Genomic DNA, 14,869 nt, shown 5'->3' with positions numbered 1-14,869 from the left:
TAGTGGCAAGGGCTCACCTATAATTGCGCGCCACTGAACGCACAGCCCAGTGGCTGGTCTATGCACCAGTAACCGAATCAGGAGAGTTTCATGCTGCGTTCCATGCTGCGTCTTGTCGCCCCATCCGTCGCCCTCGCGCTGGTATTGCCCGTGTGCGCCCAGGCGGCCTCGCTGCTGGAGGCCCAAATGAACAGGAAGCTGCAAAGCGTCGCGGCTGAGAGCAATAAGGACCTGCCCCGGGAAATCGACGAAAAAACCCTGGAAGTGGCCTACACCGTTGAAGGCATGCAACTGATCGATCACCTGAGCGTGATGTCCGACCGCGCCGAACAGATGCGCGCCAACCCCAAGGCTGTGTACTTCCAGCTTGGCCAAAGCGTATGCCTGAACAAAGGCTACCGCGAGCTGATGGCCAAAGGTGCAGTGATGCGCTACGAAATCACCGAGAACAAGACCAACCGTCCCGTGGCGTCGGTCAAATTCGTTGAAGCAGATTGCCCGGCACCGGCTGCGGCGAAAAAGAAAAAGTAACTGTTTTACCTTCGCGCGCTGCTGCCCGGCAGCGCGCACTCCCCCCGCGTCAACTCCTTCCAGGCAACCAAGTGCCCTATTGAGCGACCAATAAGTGGTTGCCAGCCAAGGGTTTTTCGGCCCATGATCAAGTCATTCCAGCCATTTATTCTCAGCACTTTTCATGCTGTTCTGTAACATTTTCAGGGCAAAAGAAGGTTGCCCCCTGCGGCAAGCAGCGACACATGCAGTGTCGTAGCCTCCGGCGAACCTCTCGTCGGCCACCCGGGCCCTGCAAGAAGGAGACGTTGAATGCCTTACGAACCGAATGACCGCCTGCTTCGACATTTTGAAGAGAATGGGGCCGACCTCACGCAGCAGGTCGAAGCTCAACTCCAACTGATCGCTCCCAACAGCCCGAATATCCCCCTGTATCGCGACATGATCCTCACCGTGCTGCGCATGGCTCAGGACGACCGCAACCGCTGGAACGCCAAGATCACCCTCCAAGCCATCCGCGAATTGGACCATGCCTTCCGCGTGCTCGAACAGTTCAAGGGCCGCCGCAAAGTGACAGTGTTCGGCTCGGCACGCACCCCGGTGGAAAGCCCGCTGTACGCCCTGGCCCGCGAAGTCGGCGCAGCGCTGGCACGCTCGGACCTGATGGTGATCACCGGCGGTGGCGGCGGCATCATGGCCGCCGCCCATGAAGGCGCCGGCTTGGAACACAGCCTGGGGTTCAACATCACCCTGCCGTTTGAACAGCATGCCAACCCGACCATTGATGGCACTGAGAACCTGCTGTCCTTCCACTTCTTCTTTACCCGCAAGCTGTTCTTCGTCAAGGAAGCCGACGCATTGGTGTTGTGCCCAGGCGGTTTCGGCACGCTGGATGAAGCGTTGGAAGTGTTGACCCTGATTCAGACCGGCAAGAGCCCGCTGGTACCGGTAGTGCTGTTGGACGCCCCAGGCGGCGGGTTCTGGCAAGGTGCCCTGGACTTCATCCGCAGTCAGTTGGAAGCCAACCGCTATATCCTGCCTACCGACCTCAAGCTGGTACGCCTGGTGTACAGCGCCGAAGAGGCAGTGGAAGAGATCAACCAGTTTTATGCCAACTTCCACTCCACGCGCTGGTTGAAACGTGAGTTTGTGGTACGCATGAATCATCCGCTCAGTGAGCGGGCATTGGCCCATTTGCAGAGCGAGTTTGCCAGCTTGCGGCTGAGTGGGGACTTCCAGCAGCTCGGGTATACCGGCGAGGAACATGATGAGCCGAGGTTCAGCCACTTGACGCGACTGGTATTCAACTTCAACGGGCGCGATCAGGGCCGGCTGCGGGAACTGGTGGATTACATCAATTTGCCGGAGAACTGGGCACAGGCTCAGGGGAAGGCTCAGCAGCGGGTGGCGCCGGAGCCGGCGTGATTTTTTAAGCAAAAAAAAAAGGCCCACTATTTTCATAGTGGGCCTTTCTTATGGCGGCTTAGGTATCTACACAATATCGTAGTGAGCGGGCTTGTCCCGCGCTGGGTGGCAAAGCCACCCCAATAAAGACACTGCCAAGTTCCAGATAAAACCAAGTCGCCTGGTTTGGGGCGGCTTCGCCACCCAGCGCGGGACAAGCCCGCTCACTACACCAACTGTGTTCAGTCGTCCATATCCCGACCGCTCAACAAGCGACTGATCATCTCCATCGAAAACCCGCGATAACTCAGGAAGCGTCCCTGCTTCGCACGCTCTCTGGCATCAATCGGAAGATGGCCAGAAAACTTGCGTCGCCAGGTGTCTTCCAGCTGCGCCTGCCAGCTGATACCGCACTCACGCAGGGCAAGGTCGATATCCGCACGCTGCAAGCCACGCTGGCTCAGCTCTTCGCGAATACGCGCCGGGCCATAGCCGGAACGGGCTCGGTAGGAGACAAAACTTTCGAGGTAACGGGCTTCCGAAAGCAGCCCCTCTTCCGTCAAACGGTCGAGGGCAGCTTCGATCATCTCGGGTTCCGCGCCGCGCTGACGCAATTTACGCGTCAGCTCGACTCGACCATGCTCGCGTCGAGCGAGCAGGTCCATCGCGGTGCGCCGAACGGCGACGAGTGTATCCAGTACAACTGTCATCGTTTGCTTCAGATATCAGTGTCGGCTTCTTCCACTTCTTCAACCGGCTCACGGTTGGCGGCAGCTTTCACGTCTGGCGCTGGGGTCAGCAGCTTGTCGCGGATCTGCTTCTCAAGCGTGGCGGCGATGTCCGGGTTGTCTGCCAGGAACTTGGCCGAGTTGGCCTTGCCCTGACCGATCTTGCTGCCATTGTAGGCATACCAGGCACCGGATTTTTCGACGAAACCATGCAGCACGCCCAGGTCGATCATCTCGCCGTTCAGGTAGATACCCTTGCCGTAGAGAATCTGGAATTCAGCCTGACGGAAAGGCGGGGCCACTTTGTTCTTCACGACTTTAACGCGGGTTTCGCTACCCACAACCTCGTCACCTTCTTTCACCGCGCCGGTACGGCGGATGTCCAGACGGACCGAAGCGTAGAACTTCAGCGCGTTACCACCGGTGGTGGTTTCCGGGCTGCCGAACATCACGCCGATCTTCATACGGATCTGGTTGATGAAGATCACCAGGCAGTTGGCGTTCTTGATGTTACCGGTGATTTTACGCAGCGCCTGGGACATCAGACGGGCTTGCAGGCCCACGTGCATGTCGCCCATTTCGCCTTCGATTTCAGCCTTGGGAACCAGGGCAGCCACGGAGTCGACCACGATCACGTCGATGGCGTTGGAGCGCACCAGCATGTCGGTGATTTCCAGGGCTTGCTCACCCGTGTCCGGCTGGGAAACCAGCAGGTCGTCAACGTTGACGCCCAGCTTGCCGGCGTATTCAGGGTCCAATGCGTGCTCGGCGTCGACGAACGCGCAGGTGGCGCCCATTTTCTGCGCTTGGGCAATCACCGACAGGGTCAGGGTAGTTTTACCGGAAGATTCAGGACCGTAGATTTCAACGATACGGCCTTTTGGCAGGCCGCCAATGCCGAGCGCGATGTCCAGACCCAGAGAGCCAGTGGAAATAGCCGGGATCGCCTGACGGTCGTGATCGCCCATACGCATTACGGCACCCTTGCCGAATTGACGTTCGATCTGACCCAGGGCCGCAGCCAAGGCTTTCTTCTTGTTGTCGTCCATTAAAGTCCTCACGTAATCAATAAGGCCGGGGCGGCCAACACCTGTATAAGTAGACAGTATTGTTCCACAAAGATCGGAGATCGCCTACCCCTGATTTTCTATTTCTGCTGCAGCTCGTCGCAACAAGCCCTCTAGCGCGGCTTTTACCGTTTGTCGGCGGACCTCATCGCGGTTGCCAGTGAAGTGTTCAAGTTCGGCCGTGACGTCCTCGCCCACGCCAAAGGCCAGCCAGACAGTGCCCACCGGTTTGTCCCGGGAACCGCCATCCGGCCCCGCCACACCGCTGACCGCGACGGCAAATCGCGCCAGGCTCTTTTCCTGTGCGCCACGCACCATGGCTTCCACCACTTCCTGGCTGACGGCGCCAACTTTTGGAAACAACGTTTCCGGCACATTCAATTGCCGCGTCTTCTGTCGATTGGAATAGGTGACATAACCCGCCTCGAACCAGGCAGAACTCCCCGGAATCCGCGTGATAGCTTCCGCGATACCGCCGCCGGTGCAGGACTCGGCAGTGGTGACATGGGCGTTGAGCACCTGTAGACGGCGACCCAGTTCAGCAGCCAGTTGAGTGATTTCCTTCACGGTCGTCTCCAGACGTAGGCGGGGGTTTGCCTACCCTACAGGAGCCAATCGCACGCGCAAGTGACGGACTGTCTCAAGAAGCTAGCGGGCGACGGCGCGCACGTACGCCTGACAGGCGCGCAAGGCGATCAGGGCGTTATCACCGTCGTCGGTGATCCCGATAATTCGCTGAGCATGCGCCGGGTCAAGTCGGGCTCGCGGGGCTGCATGAACCACGCCGCCGGGGGGGGTGGTGGCTGGCACTGAACAGTCACTGGAAGCGTCGAGAAGGACTGACAACCGCACATCAGCAGTGGCCAGCCGATCGCGCAGAACAGCCTGGTGATGGTGCGCATCGCTCAACTCCCGAGCATGTTGTGTGTCGCTGGCGCTGAGTTGTTGCTCCAGGGCCAGCCGTTGCTCTTGCTCAAACTGTTGCTGGTGCAGAGCGGCCTGGATCTGTGTTGCCGACAAATGTTCAATCCGCGCCGAGTACCGCCATGCCTGCACCTGCCAGACAACCGCCACCAGCAGGCCCACGCCTATCAGCCGGCACACATTTAGGAAACGCATAACACCGCCTTCGCCCGCGCCCACAGCCGCAGGCGATCCTCCAGCCCATTGAGCCCGCCGTTGATGCGCCGCGTGATGGTGGTGAACTGCCCCTTGTCAGCCAGCTCGTTCAGGCCATTGCTCTGCCAGAACCAGCCGGCCGAGGCGGCGGCCCATTGGGGCAACTCGAGCAGCATCGGCTCGCGCAACAAACGGTCATCGCCGAACAATGCCCGGCTGCAGGCCAGATAATTGTGACTACCGGTAATCTGGATCAGCCCCCTGCCCCGGTATGCCTGGCCGTCGCCATCGGCTTGCGGGGTATTGCCCAGGCGCGCGGCCAACGGGCCGGTGTCGTACCTGCTCAGGTACGCATCACTGCCCAGTTCGCGCACATGGCGCAACTCGGCGGATTCGTGGCCGACCTGGGCGAGGAAGGCGGCGATGCGTAGTGGGCGGTCGATCTCGTAGCGAACGAACGCTGCATTCAGGGCGGTTAAAAACAGGCCCGCACGCGCACGGGCGCCAGGCATCACCTGAAGCAGTTGGGGAAGCGTCATGAGCATGGGTTTGACTCTTGGTGATCACGCCATCTTTGTAGGCAATGGTCGTCATTGGCACACCATCTGGCGGGTGTGTGCATCTGCGTGGCCGTGGAGCAACACCACAGACCACCAGCAACACAGTGCCGGTACCACCATCGCCACTTCATAGAGAAAAGTGGCCGAGGTACGACCTGTACAAATAAGTCAGCTCCAGCAGAACTCCCAGCTCGGAGCAATGGGTGTGGTGGAGTCGAAAACGAAAAGGCTCGCTCAGTGGCAGGCCGTGAATTAGCGTGAACGCCAGAGCAGTCCGCCCTGGCGAAGCTCGGAGCGGATCACCTCTTTGACCTGTTAGTCCAGGTTAAACTCGAAGCCCTCAAGCTCGCCCATGCCAAAACCGGCTGCGTATGGTCGGCCATATGAGCCTAACTTAACTCGAATAGACCAATTCGCTGCGAGACTGTTGTCGATTGTTGCGTCAGAGATGGTGGCCTCGTTGATATAGGCCCTTGCGTCATCAACCTTGAAGGGATCAGGCGGTTCAGGATCTGGCTGGTCCAGCTTGCCGATCATGTACCGTACAACACCATCGTGGATGACAGTCGTCAAGCCGTTCTTGATGCTGACCCGGGTACCGGCAACCTTAGCCTTCTCCAGGCGATCGGCCAGCTCTTCTTCTGTTTCGAGTCGGGCGTAGGTTAGGAAGAGGCGGGAATTGAACGACTCATCGCCGTAGCTCGCATCGAACTCTTCGAATTCGGCGACATGGCGATACCGCTCGGGGAGCTTCTGCAGCTCGGCCTGCATGAACTGGAGCAGGTTGGCGGTATTCTTGGGCAGGTCGTACTTGCTCCAGCTGGCCACTTCGACCGACACCATCTGACGCTCTGGCGCATTGGCCGCGCTGCCGCGGGTGCAAGAGTTAATCTCGAACTCACCGGTGACGGTATTGAGCTTCCAGCCGGAAACGCCCGGCACGCAGTTGCTGGACTGGATAGTGCCGGACATTTTCCTTGCCTCATAACGAGAAAAGCCCAGCGCGACGGCTGGGCTCTATTACGCAAGGAGATAGAAGATCATGGAGTCCAGTAAGCAATCTTGCCGCCTGCACCAACAGCTACAAAATTGCCGTTGCCGTAGGCGACGCTCCGGATATCGGTTCCTGCGAAAGTGTTGACTTGCTGAACCCAGCCGATCCCATCCTCGGAAACGGCTGTCTTGCCGCCGTCGCCGACAGCTACATACTTGCCATTACCGTAAGCAATGTCGCGGATGATGGTTCCACCGAAACTGGTATCTTCAACAGCAGTCCAGTTAAGCCCATCGGATGAATATGCCATCTTGCCATCCGCACCAACGATAAACATTTTCCCGTTGCAAAGCTTCATGGAAAGGATGGTGCTAGTGCCGAAGGTGCTGGTTACGGTCGAGAATGATTGCGAATCATTTGTCGCCATCTTCACAGCGCTAAGCAGCTTCCCATTCGATCCCGCAACCAACACAAAAACGCCAATGACGTTGACGCAGTACACTGTCTCGCTAGAAGTGAAGGTCGTAGTGCGCTCCACCTGGCCTGACCAATCACCATAACGGGAAAAGACTTTACCGTTAGACCCAACCAGTATCCAGGTCGTGTTGCTGCCGTTAATTGGCTGATAATACACAACGCCTTGCAAGTCTCCGGACGCGCGAACAGTTGCCGTAATGTCTGTCCAAGCCCTTTCAGGGCGTGCTGTGCTGCCGTAGACCACACTGCCGGATTGAGAAAGGGCTTGAAGCTGTGTCCCAAGACCGTTCCAGTACAGGTCGTTGAGGACCTTTCCGCTATCAGAGGTGACGACGTCCTTAAGCTTGGTCCAAGCTGTACCAGTCGCGCCTCCGCTGACAAGCTGAGTGGTTGTGGGAAGACCGTTGCCACCAGCCGCATAAAACTTGCCGTCCCCAAAAACCACGCGCCTAAGCATGCCGGTGTTATCCACCGGTTGCACTTGGGTCCAAAGATCTTGCAAGGTTTGAGACGCCGAATTTGCGTTTTCCATTTTAAACTCCGTTACTTAGCTGATTTAAGTTCAGGCCTCTGTATTGGGCGTATGGCGCTCATGGGCGATTGCTCGAGGCTCGTGGCCTTCACATGATTCAGCGTCCCACATCGGGAACATTTGATCTGGAGCTCTGTAAACCCACCCGTACGGGCGAGAAGTCTTTTGCAGTTACCGCATCTGAATTCGTTCAACATCTGCAAGTCCGTTTATTTATCTGCCAAGCCCCCTCCCGCTCGTGCGAGCAGTGGGGGCCTTGGCTGGCTTGGAAGCTACTGTTGCGATCTGGCAGTATCGAGACCAGGCCGAGGCTATCCCGTAGCAATGCATGGACTACTCCTGCAACGGGCGGTATTGATCCGGATCGTCGATATTCGTGACTTCCCAGGTGCGGGCAAACAGCGGTTTGCCTGTGGGATCTTCGAGCAGCGACGGGCCGAGGTAGATGTTTTGGGTAAAGGACACGGTCCAGGTGTCGTAGTCCGTTTCCGCCCCGTTAAGACCAGAAGGCGCCGCGACAATCGTGGCGGGCAAATCACACTGATCGGGCGGCAGGCCCCAACGGTTATCCAGGGCCAGGTCCATCAATTGGCTGGCCAGGTCGCAGGCATCAAAGGGCGCGGCCCCGCTGGCGACCATGGCCTTGAGTGAAACTGACAAGGCGTGTGCCTTGCGCCCGGCAAGGGAGCGAACGCCCGGGCCGTTGCGCTCCACGCTGATCAAAATCCCGGTTTTATCTCCTGTTCCGGAGAAGTCCTGGTGGTTGCCTACTAGCAGTTGTGGGAAAGCGCTTTTCAGCGCGTCCGCAATCGCCACGGGCAGTTGGGAAGGTTTTTCGAGAAGTGTCATCTGCTTGCATCCTTGCAGCGGTTACTGCTGATCCGGGCGAGAGTTCGGGGGCTCGTTGACCCCAATGCGCTTGGCCGCCCAGCGTTCATAGAGGCCGATGGCCACGTCCGCGCCGGCCATGGCGGTCAGGCAACCTATGGCGCCGGCGGTCCAGATCGACATGCCGGCGGCGTAGCACAGCATCAACGCCGATACCCCGCAGACCATGCACGCCCCGGACCGCAGCGCCAGGCGCCGGATCAGCGACCAACCGCGAGCGCCCTCCTTGTCGGCACGCCACATTTCGCCGGACACCCCACCCACCAGGGCCAGTGCGATCACCAGCCAGACAGGCATTTCCGCTAACACTTGCTGCTCGTTTGTCATGTCACGCCTCCTGGCTGAGCATGCCGGCAAGGGGCCGGTATCTGGGTAAATCCATTTATAGGTAGGCATTCCAAAAAGCCCGGTTGCCCGGGCTTTTCAGTAATGCGGTCCCGCTTCGAACTGTCGGCGCTACTGGCGCGGTACGGTTCTTTCCTCAATGTTTTTCCGACCACGATCCCTGTCTGCCGGATAACTGCTTCTGGTGCTTTACGCTGCACACCCGGGTCAGTTGCCAACCCTCTGAACCGTTAAGGCCGGTTCATCGCTGCCTGTTCTTGTAACGTGATGAAACTAAAGAGCGTCGGCATCCTTGCCGGTGTTACTTGGCGTCCCTGCCATCGCTCAGATGGCATCCTTGCCGATGTTGCGTGCCTTCCTTGTCTTCCTTGGCAGCATCCTTGCCGCCTCCACCAGACCATGTTGGCTGGCTTGAGATGGAGAATATGCATGTATGCATATACAGTCAATGCACAAATGCATTTATTTTCACTATGGAAATGCATGAGTGCATTTGAAGCCTTGCACACCGAGGGCTTGGGGATTTTCTACGGGCGAAAAAAAGCCCGCGCATTGGCGGGCTTCGTCTTACGTGAGGAGGTTATCGGGCGTACATACCCCACCAGAACACATGCCCGAGGATGCTGATCTGCTCATCCTGGATATCCTGAAAACTGTAGTCCTCATCCGGATGCTCATCCCGATTGAAACTGCGCAGGCGAATCCCGGAAGGCAGGCGATAGAGCTGTTTCACGCGCAATTGGCCATTGTGATTGATGGCGTACAGGTCGCCATCGACGATGTCACCAATGCCACTCTTGCCCGCATTCACACCAACCGTCGCGCCATCACGCAACACCGGCAACATACTGTTGCCGCGCACCGTCACACACTTGGCCTGGTCGAACTGCACACCGTTATGCCGCAGGCTGCGCTTGCCAAATCGCAGGCTGGCCTTCTCGCTTTCCTCGATGACGAATCTTCCTGATCCAGCAGCCAATTCAACCTCGCGCAGAAAGGGGATCGACACCTCGTCATCATTAACGGGCGTGTCGTCGTCCCACAGGCTTATGTCCTTGAGTTCCGAGTGCATCGGGTCGCGCCCATCATCGCGCAAAGCCCCCACTGCCGCACGCCCGCGCAATTGGTCGGTGCTCACGCGGAAGTACTCGGCGATGCGCGAGATGTGCTTGTCCGACGGATCAACGATCTTGCCGCTGAGGATCCGGGATAACGTGGATTGAGGCACGCCAGTGCGCCGGTGAAGCTCCGTGGGGGAGATCCGGTCGCGGTCCAGCAGTTCTCTTAAGACGATAGAAACGTTGCGTTTTTGCATAACGGGGATAGTGACGAGAGTTTTTGGGGTTGGCAAATGCTAATTTGCATTCTTATGCATAAATCATGCATTTACCGGGCCGACCTACCTATATTGATGTGGACTGCGAACCCCCAACCTCGCGTGTTAACCTTGCGCCCATTGCAAAATCAGCTGGGCCGAGTGCCCCACGTTTGCCCCATCACTTTCAACGAATTTGCCTATTACCCAATGAGTAAAAACACCTCCGATCTGTCCTCCCACACCCCGATGATGCAGCAGTACTGGCGCCTCAAAAACCAGCACCCTGATCAGTTGATGTTCTATCGCATGGGCGACTTCTACGAGATCTTCTACGAAGACGCGAAGAAGGCCGCCAAGTTGCTGGACATCACCCTGACCGCGCGTGGGCAGTCGGCGGGGCAGTCGATTCCGATGTGTGGGATTCCTTACCATTCGTTGGAAGGCTACCTGGTCAAGCTGGTGAAACTGGGCGAGTCGGTGGTGATCTGTGAGCAGATCGGCGATCCGGCCACCAGTAAAGGACCGGTTGAGCGTCAGGTGGTGCGCATTATTACGCCGGGGACGGTGAGTGATGAAGCGCTGCTGGATGAGCGTCGCGATAACCTGATCGCCGCGGTGCTGGGTGATGAGCGTCTGTTCGGGCTTTCGGTGCTGGATATCACCAGTGGCAACTTCACTGTGCTGGAGATCAAGGGCTGGGAGAATCTGCTGGCGGAGTTGGAGCGCATCAATCCGGTGGAGTTGTTGATTCCGGATGATTGGCCGAAGGACTTGCCAGCGGAAAAACGTCGTGGGACCAAGCGTCGTGCACCGTGGGATTTTGAGCGCGATTCGGCGTTGAAAAGTCTGTGCCAGCAATTCTCGGTGCAGGACCTCAAAGGCTTCGGCTGCGAAACCCTGACCCTGGCCATTGGTGCTGCCGGTTGCTTGCTTGGCTATGCCAAGGAAACCCAGCGCACGGCCCTGCCGCATTTGCGTAGCCTGCGCAATGAGCGTCTGGACGACACAGTTGTGCTCGACGGTGCGAGCCGTCGCAACCTGGAGTTGGACACCAACCTGGCCGGCGGACGCGATAACACCCTGCAATCGGTGGTTGACCGTTGCCAGACCGCCATGGGCAGCCGTTTACTGACCCGCTGGCTGAACCGTCCGTTGCGGGACTTGAGCGTGCTGCAAGCGCGTCAGTCGTCTATTACCTGCCTGCTGGACGGCTATCGCTTTGAAAAGCTGCAGCCGCAGTTGAAGGAAATCGGCGATATCGAGCGCATTCTGGCGCGGATCGGCCTGCGTAACGCACGCCCGCGTGATTTGGCGCGTCTGCGCGACGCCCTCAGCGCCTTGCCGCAACTGCAGGTCGCGATGACTGAACTGGATACGCCGCACCTGCAACAGCTTGCGGTAACCGCTGGCACCTACCCGGAACTGGCGGCGCTGTTGGAAAAAGCCATCATCGACAACCCGCCCGCGATCATCCGCGACGGTGGCGTATTGAAGACCGGTTACGACAGCGAGCTGGATGAACTGCAATCCCTGAGCGAAAACGCCGGGCAGTTCCTGATTGACCTGGAAGCCCGCGAAAAAGCCCGCACCGGCCTGGCCAACCTGAAAGTCGGCTATAACCGCGTGCATGGCTACTTTATTGAGTTGCCCAGCAAGCAGGCCGAGTCGGCACCTATCGACTATCAACGTCGCCAGACCCTCAAAGGCGCCGAGCGTTTTATCACGCCGGAGCTGAAAGAATTCGAAGACAAGGCACTGTCCGCCAAGAGCCGCGCCCTGGCTCGGGAAAAAATGCTCTACGAAGCGTTGCTGGAAGACTTGATCAGCCAACTGGCGCCGTTGCAGGATACCGCCGCCGCCCTGGCCGAACTGGACGTGCTGAGCAACCTGGCCGAACGTGCGCTGAACCTTGACCTGAACTGCCCGCGTTTTGTCAGCGAGCCGTGCATGCGTATCGTGCAAGGTCGCCACCCTGTTGTAGAGCAGGTGCTGACCACGCCGTTCGTCGCCAACGACCTGTCGCTGGACGACGACACCCGCATGCTGGTCATCACCGGTCCGAACATGGGCGGTAAATCCACCTATATGCGTCAGACCGCCTTGATTGTGTTGCTCGCGCATATCGGCAGTTTTGTCCCGGCCGCGAGTTGCGAGCTGTCACTGGTTGATCGCATTTTCACCCGGATCGGTTCCAGCGATGACCTGGCCGGTGGCCGTTCGACCTTTATGGTGGAAATGAGCGAAACCGCCAATATCCTGCACAACGCCACCGAACGCAGCCTGGTATTGATGGACGAAGTGGGACGCGGCACCAGCACCTTCGACGGCCTGTCCCTGGCCTGGGCGGCGGCCGAGCGCCTGGCGCATTTGCGCGCCTATACGCTGTTCGCCACCCACTATTTCGAACTGACCGTTCTACCGGAGAGCGAACCACTGGTGGCCAACGTGCACTTGAACGCCACCGAGCACAACGAGCGCATCGTGTTCCTTCACCATGTGTTGCCGGGGCCTGCCAGCCAGAGTTACGGCCTGGCCGTGGCACAACTGGCCGGTGTGCCGAACGACGTAATCACCCGCGCTCGCGAGCACCTCAGCCGGCTGGAAACCACGGCGCTGCCCCATGAAACCGTGGTCACCAGCGCTGCCAAAGCCTCCAACAAGCCAGCCGCGCCGCACCAGAGCGATATGTTCGCGAGCCTGCCCCATCCGGTACTGGATGAGTTGGCAAAGCTTGACCTGGACGACTTGACGCCGCGAAAAGCGTTGGAATTGCTCTATGCACTGAAGACACGGGTCTAACGCAGACGCTTGCAAGCTGATATTATCTCGCGCGGTTTGGGATGCTGCGGGCTTTTAGCCTGGCCTGCAGACTATCGCTCCCGAACCTCGCGGACCCCGCCATAAGGGGTTTCGCTGCCGCCGCCTGAGGAGAAAATTAGAAATGACCTTCGTCGTCACCGACAACTGCATCAAGTGCAAGTACACCGACTGCGTAGAAGTGTGTCCGGTGGACTGCTTCTACGAAGGCCCGAATTTCCTGGTTATCCACCCGGATGAGTGCATCGATTGCGCCCTGTGTGAGCCTGAATGCCCGGCCGTCGCTATTTTCTCCGAGGATGAAGTCCCGGCAGAGATGCAGCAATTTATTCAGTTGAACGTCGAGCTGGCGGAAATCTGGCCGAACATCACTGAGCGCAAGGACCCGATGCCGGACGCAGCGGAGTGGGATGGCAAAAAAGGTAAGATTGCAGAGCTCGAACGCTAATAACGTCGCCTCCCCCTAAAAAGGCCCCTTGCGGGCCTTTTCGCGTTCCTGGATGGCGGGTTTCACTTTTCTACAGGCAAAAAAAAGGGGCGGTATGACCCGCCCACATTTTTTCCCTAGTCCCTTTATTCCTTTTCATCATCCTGATGAATCGCATCCTGCGACGTTCCTTCAACCATCGTTCCTTGATGGCTGTGCCAATCCGTGGACACAGGGCTGATGTTAGAGAGTTCCATAGGAAGTTCAAAGGCTTCTAACCCATTGGCTGACAGGCTCTCGCGGAAACCATGAAATAATTAATTGTTATATTTCAACCAGATAGAAAAAGCTCTCGAAGAACTGGGCCGCACAAGACGGGTAAAAAAACCAATCGCTTACGAAAAAGTAAGTAAATGCTTACACGACCAATTGCGTAAATGCGTAACAGACACCGCTTGACCGTCCTCCAGACATGAAAAAGCCCCGACAGGGTCGAGGCTTTTTCCCTGCATCACCCTCAGTCGTCGCTGACGGTAATAGTCGGCATGGCCGGCGCTGCGGCTTCCTGCAGGACGATTCGCGCGCCGACATGACGTGCGAGCTCCTGGTACACCATGGCGATCTGACCATCAGGGTCTGCCGCGACAGTGGGCTTGCCGCCATCAGCCTGCTCACGAATCACCATCGACAGTGGCAATGAAGCCAATAGCTCCACACCGTACTGAGTCGCCAACTTCTCGCCACCGCCCTCACCAAACAGGTGCTCGGCGTGGCCGCAGTTGGAGCAGATATGCACCGCCATGTTCTCAACCACGCCCAGCACCGGGATATTGACCTTGCGGAACATCTCCACGCCTTTTTTCGCGTCGAGCAGCGCCAGGTCCTGGGGGGTGGTGACAATCACCGCGCCGGCCACCGGGACTTTCTGCGCCAGGGTCAGCTGGATATCGCCGGTGCCTGGCGGCATGTCGATCACCAGGTAATCCAGATCGCCCCAAGCGGTCTGGGTAACCAGTTGCAGTAACGCGCCGGAAACCATCGGCCCGCGCCAGACCATCGGCGTGTTGTCATCGGTGAGGAAAGCCATGGACATCACTTCCACGCCCAGGGATTCGATAGGCACGAACCACTTCTGGTCCTTGACCTTCGGCCGCGTGCCTTCGGCGATGCCGAACATCACACCTTGGCTCGGGCCGTAGATATCCGCGTCGAGAATGCCCACGCGCGCACCTTCACGAGCCAGGGCCAGGGCCAGGTTGGCCGCCGTGGTGGACTTACCCACGCCGCCCTTGCCGGACGCCACGGCTACAACGTTCTTGACGTTGGCCAGACCCGGAATCTGCGCCTGGGCCTTGTGCGCGGCGATCACGCATTGAATGTCGACCTTGGCCGACCGTACGCTGTCCAGGCCTTCGATGGCCATTTGCAGCATCTGCGCCCATCCGTTCTTGAAAAGGCCTGCGGCATAGCCCAATTCCAACTGGACCGACACCTGGTCGCCGTGGACTTCGATGGCGCGCACACAGCCGGAACTGACCGGGTCCTGGTTCAAATAGGGGTCGGTGTACTGGCGAAGAACGGCTTCCACCGCTGCGCGATTGACGGCGCTCATGGGCTACTCCCGAAAAAGACTGACTGAAACAGGCGGCTATCCTAACCGTTCCAGCAGCCCAACGGCATGCT

At 58.4% G+C, this 14,869-nt stretch carries 16 protein-coding genes; 4 read left to right on the top strand and 12 right to left on the bottom strand.

Features of this window, described 5'->3' with window-relative positions; all coding sequences use genetic code 11:
* The first annotated feature begins 90 nt into the window (after nt 1-90).
* Entirely contained in the window at nt 91-531 is a 441-nt protein-coding gene (locus HU722_RS07045; protein WP_049709734.1) for a PA3611 family quorum-sensing-regulated virulence factor, read from the top strand.
* A 291-nt stretch (nt 532-822) separates the two neighbouring features.
* Nucleotides 823-1,935, top strand: coding sequence for an LOG family protein (locus HU722_RS07040; protein WP_065890139.1), 1,113 nt, complete (start codon nt 823-825; stop codon nt 1,933-1,935).
* A 221-nt stretch (nt 1,936-2,156) separates the two neighbouring features.
* Here the strand turns inward: HU722_RS07040 and recX are convergent, their stop codons facing one another.
* The 11 genes from recX to HU722_RS06985 all read right to left on the bottom strand — a co-directional run bounded on the left by recX (nt 2,157) and on the right by HU722_RS06985 (nt 9,939).
* Nucleotides 2,157-2,624, bottom strand: coding sequence for a recombination regulator RecX (gene recX, locus HU722_RS07035; protein ID WP_186752308.1), 468 nt, complete (start codon nt 2,622-2,624; stop codon nt 2,157-2,159).
* 8 nt (nt 2,625-2,632) lie between these two features.
* Nucleotides 2,633-3,691, bottom strand: a complete 1,059-nt coding sequence (gene recA / locus HU722_RS07030) for a recombinase RecA (RefSeq protein ID WP_048720087.1) — start codon at nt 3,689-3,691, stop codon at nt 2,633-2,635.
* An 84-nt stretch (nt 3,692-3,775) separates the two neighbouring features.
* Nucleotides 3,776-4,276 carry a CinA family protein gene (locus HU722_RS07025; RefSeq protein WP_065872503.1) on the bottom strand — a complete coding sequence of 167 codons (501 nt, stop codon included), beginning with the start codon at nt 4,274-4,276 and terminating at the stop codon, nt 3,776-3,778.
* A gap of 81 nt (nt 4,277-4,357) precedes the next feature.
* On the bottom strand, nt 4,358-4,828 hold the full coding sequence (locus HU722_RS07020) for a lysis system i-spanin subunit Rz (RefSeq protein ID WP_065880099.1): 471 nt from the start codon (nt 4,826-4,828) through the stop codon (nt 4,358-4,360).
* Nucleotides 4,816-5,373 carry a glycoside hydrolase family 19 protein gene (locus tag HU722_RS07015; protein ID WP_065872505.1) on the bottom strand — a complete coding sequence of 186 codons (558 nt, stop codon included), beginning with the start codon at nt 5,371-5,373 and terminating at the stop codon, nt 4,816-4,818. Before HU722_RS07015 ends, HU722_RS07020 begins: the two co-directional genes overlap by 13 nt.
* Nucleotides 5,374-5,703: 330 nt before the next feature.
* Entirely contained in the window at nt 5,704-6,360 is a 657-nt protein-coding gene (locus HU722_RS07010) for a DUF1983 domain-containing protein (protein WP_139113185.1), read from the bottom strand.
* 68 nt (nt 6,361-6,428) lie between these two features.
* Nucleotides 6,429-7,391, bottom strand: coding sequence for a DUF6242 domain-containing protein (locus HU722_RS07005; protein ID WP_065872506.1), 963 nt, complete (start codon nt 7,389-7,391; stop codon nt 6,429-6,431).
* Nucleotides 7,392-7,402: 11 nt separating this feature from the next.
* The gene (locus HU722_RS07000) at nt 7,403-7,588 is read right to left on the bottom strand and encodes a zinc finger domain-containing protein (protein ID WP_083207058.1); all 186 of its coding nucleotides are present in this window, start codon (nt 7,586-7,588) and stop codon (nt 7,403-7,405) included.
* A gap of 136 nt (nt 7,589-7,724) precedes the next feature.
* A complete protein-coding gene (locus tag HU722_RS06995) occupies nt 7,725-8,240 on the bottom strand; it encodes a hypothetical protein (RefSeq protein ID WP_186752310.1) in 516 nt (171 codons plus the stop codon).
* 21 nt (nt 8,241-8,261) lie between these two features.
* Nucleotides 8,262-8,606 (bottom strand): phage holin family protein, encoded by a 345-nt coding sequence (locus tag HU722_RS06990; protein WP_065910512.1) that lies wholly within the window; start codon nt 8,604-8,606, stop codon nt 8,262-8,264.
* Nucleotides 8,607-9,204: 598 nt separating this feature from the next.
* The gene (locus tag HU722_RS06985) at nt 9,205-9,939 is read right to left on the bottom strand and encodes a LexA family transcriptional regulator (RefSeq protein ID WP_005785382.1); all 735 of its coding nucleotides are present in this window, start codon (nt 9,937-9,939) and stop codon (nt 9,205-9,207) included.
* A gap of 210 nt (nt 9,940-10,149) precedes the next feature.
* On the opposite strand from HU722_RS06985, the gene mutS reads away from it, so the two are divergent.
* Both mutS and fdxA read left to right on the top strand, forming a co-directional pair.
* On the top strand, nt 10,150-12,741 hold the full coding sequence (gene mutS, locus HU722_RS06980) for a DNA mismatch repair protein MutS (RefSeq protein WP_186752311.1): 2,592 nt from the start codon (nt 10,150-10,152) through the stop codon (nt 12,739-12,741).
* 142 nt (nt 12,742-12,883) lie between these two features.
* A complete protein-coding gene (gene fdxA, locus HU722_RS06975) occupies nt 12,884-13,207 on the top strand; it encodes a ferredoxin FdxA (protein WP_065872510.1) in 324 nt (107 codons plus the stop codon).
* 496 nt (nt 13,208-13,703) lie between these two features.
* Here fdxA and apbC read toward each other — a convergent pair whose 3' ends face one another.
* On the bottom strand, nt 13,704-14,798 hold the full coding sequence (gene apbC / locus HU722_RS06970; RefSeq protein ID WP_186752312.1) for an iron-sulfur cluster carrier protein ApbC: 1,095 nt from the start codon (nt 14,796-14,798) through the stop codon (nt 13,704-13,706).
* Between the last annotated feature and the right edge of the window lie 71 nt (nt 14,799-14,869).

This window comes from Pseudomonas tritici, from assembly GCF_014268275.3.
In the GTDB taxonomy this organism is placed as follows: Bacteria; Pseudomonadota; Gammaproteobacteria; order Pseudomonadales; family Pseudomonadaceae; genus Aquipseudomonas; species Aquipseudomonas tritici.
The sequence above is the reverse complement of the archived record's forward strand: the minus strand, read 5'-3'. Positions and strand labels throughout refer to the sequence as shown.

Excerpts from the sequence above, each read along its gene's own strand:
- HU722_RS06985 (WP_005785382.1), bottom strand. The coding sequence starts at position 9,939 with ATGCAAAAACGCAACGTTTCTATCGTCTTAAGAGAACTGCTGGACCGC.
- apbC (WP_186752312.1), bottom strand. The coding sequence starts at position 14,798 with ATGAGCGCCGTCAATCGCGCAGCGGTGGAAGCCGTTCTTCGCCAGTAC.
- HU722_RS06990 (WP_065910512.1), bottom strand. The coding sequence starts at position 8,606 with ATGACAAACGAGCAGCAAGTGTTAGCGGAAATGCCTGTCTGGCTGGTG.
- mutS (WP_186752311.1), top strand. The coding sequence starts at position 10,150 with ATGAGTAAAAACACCTCCGATCTGTCCTCCCACACCCCGATGATGCAG.
- HU722_RS06995 (WP_186752310.1), bottom strand. The coding sequence starts at position 8,240 with ATGACACTTCTCGAAAAACCTTCCCAACTGCCCGTGGCGATTGCGGAC.
- recX (WP_186752308.1), bottom strand. The coding sequence starts at position 2,624 with ATGACAGTTGTACTGGATACACTCGTCGCCGTTCGGCGCACCGCGATG.
- HU722_RS07010 (WP_139113185.1), bottom strand. The coding sequence starts at position 6,360 with ATGTCCGGCACTATCCAGTCCAGCAACTGCGTGCCGGGCGTTTCCGGC.
- fdxA (WP_065872510.1), top strand. The coding sequence starts at position 12,884 with ATGACCTTCGTCGTCACCGACAACTGCATCAAGTGCAAGTACACCGAC.
- HU722_RS07045 (WP_049709734.1), top strand. The coding sequence starts at position 91 with ATGCTGCGTTCCATGCTGCGTCTTGTCGCCCCATCCGTCGCCCTCGCG.
- HU722_RS07015 (WP_065872505.1), bottom strand. The coding sequence starts at position 5,373 with ATGCTCATGACGCTTCCCCAACTGCTTCAGGTGATGCCTGGCGCCCGT.
- recA (WP_048720087.1), bottom strand. The coding sequence starts at position 3,691 with ATGGACGACAACAAGAAGAAAGCCTTGGCTGCGGCCCTGGGTCAGATC.
- HU722_RS07000 (WP_083207058.1), bottom strand. The coding sequence starts at position 7,588 with ATGTTGAACGAATTCAGATGCGGTAACTGCAAAAGACTTCTCGCCCGT.
- HU722_RS07005 (WP_065872506.1), bottom strand. The coding sequence starts at position 7,391 with ATGGAAAACGCAAATTCGGCGTCTCAAACCTTGCAAGATCTTTGGACC.
- HU722_RS07020 (WP_065880099.1), bottom strand. The coding sequence starts at position 4,828 with ATGCGTTTCCTAAATGTGTGCCGGCTGATAGGCGTGGGCCTGCTGGTG.
- HU722_RS07040 (WP_065890139.1), top strand. The coding sequence starts at position 823 with ATGCCTTACGAACCGAATGACCGCCTGCTTCGACATTTTGAAGAGAAT.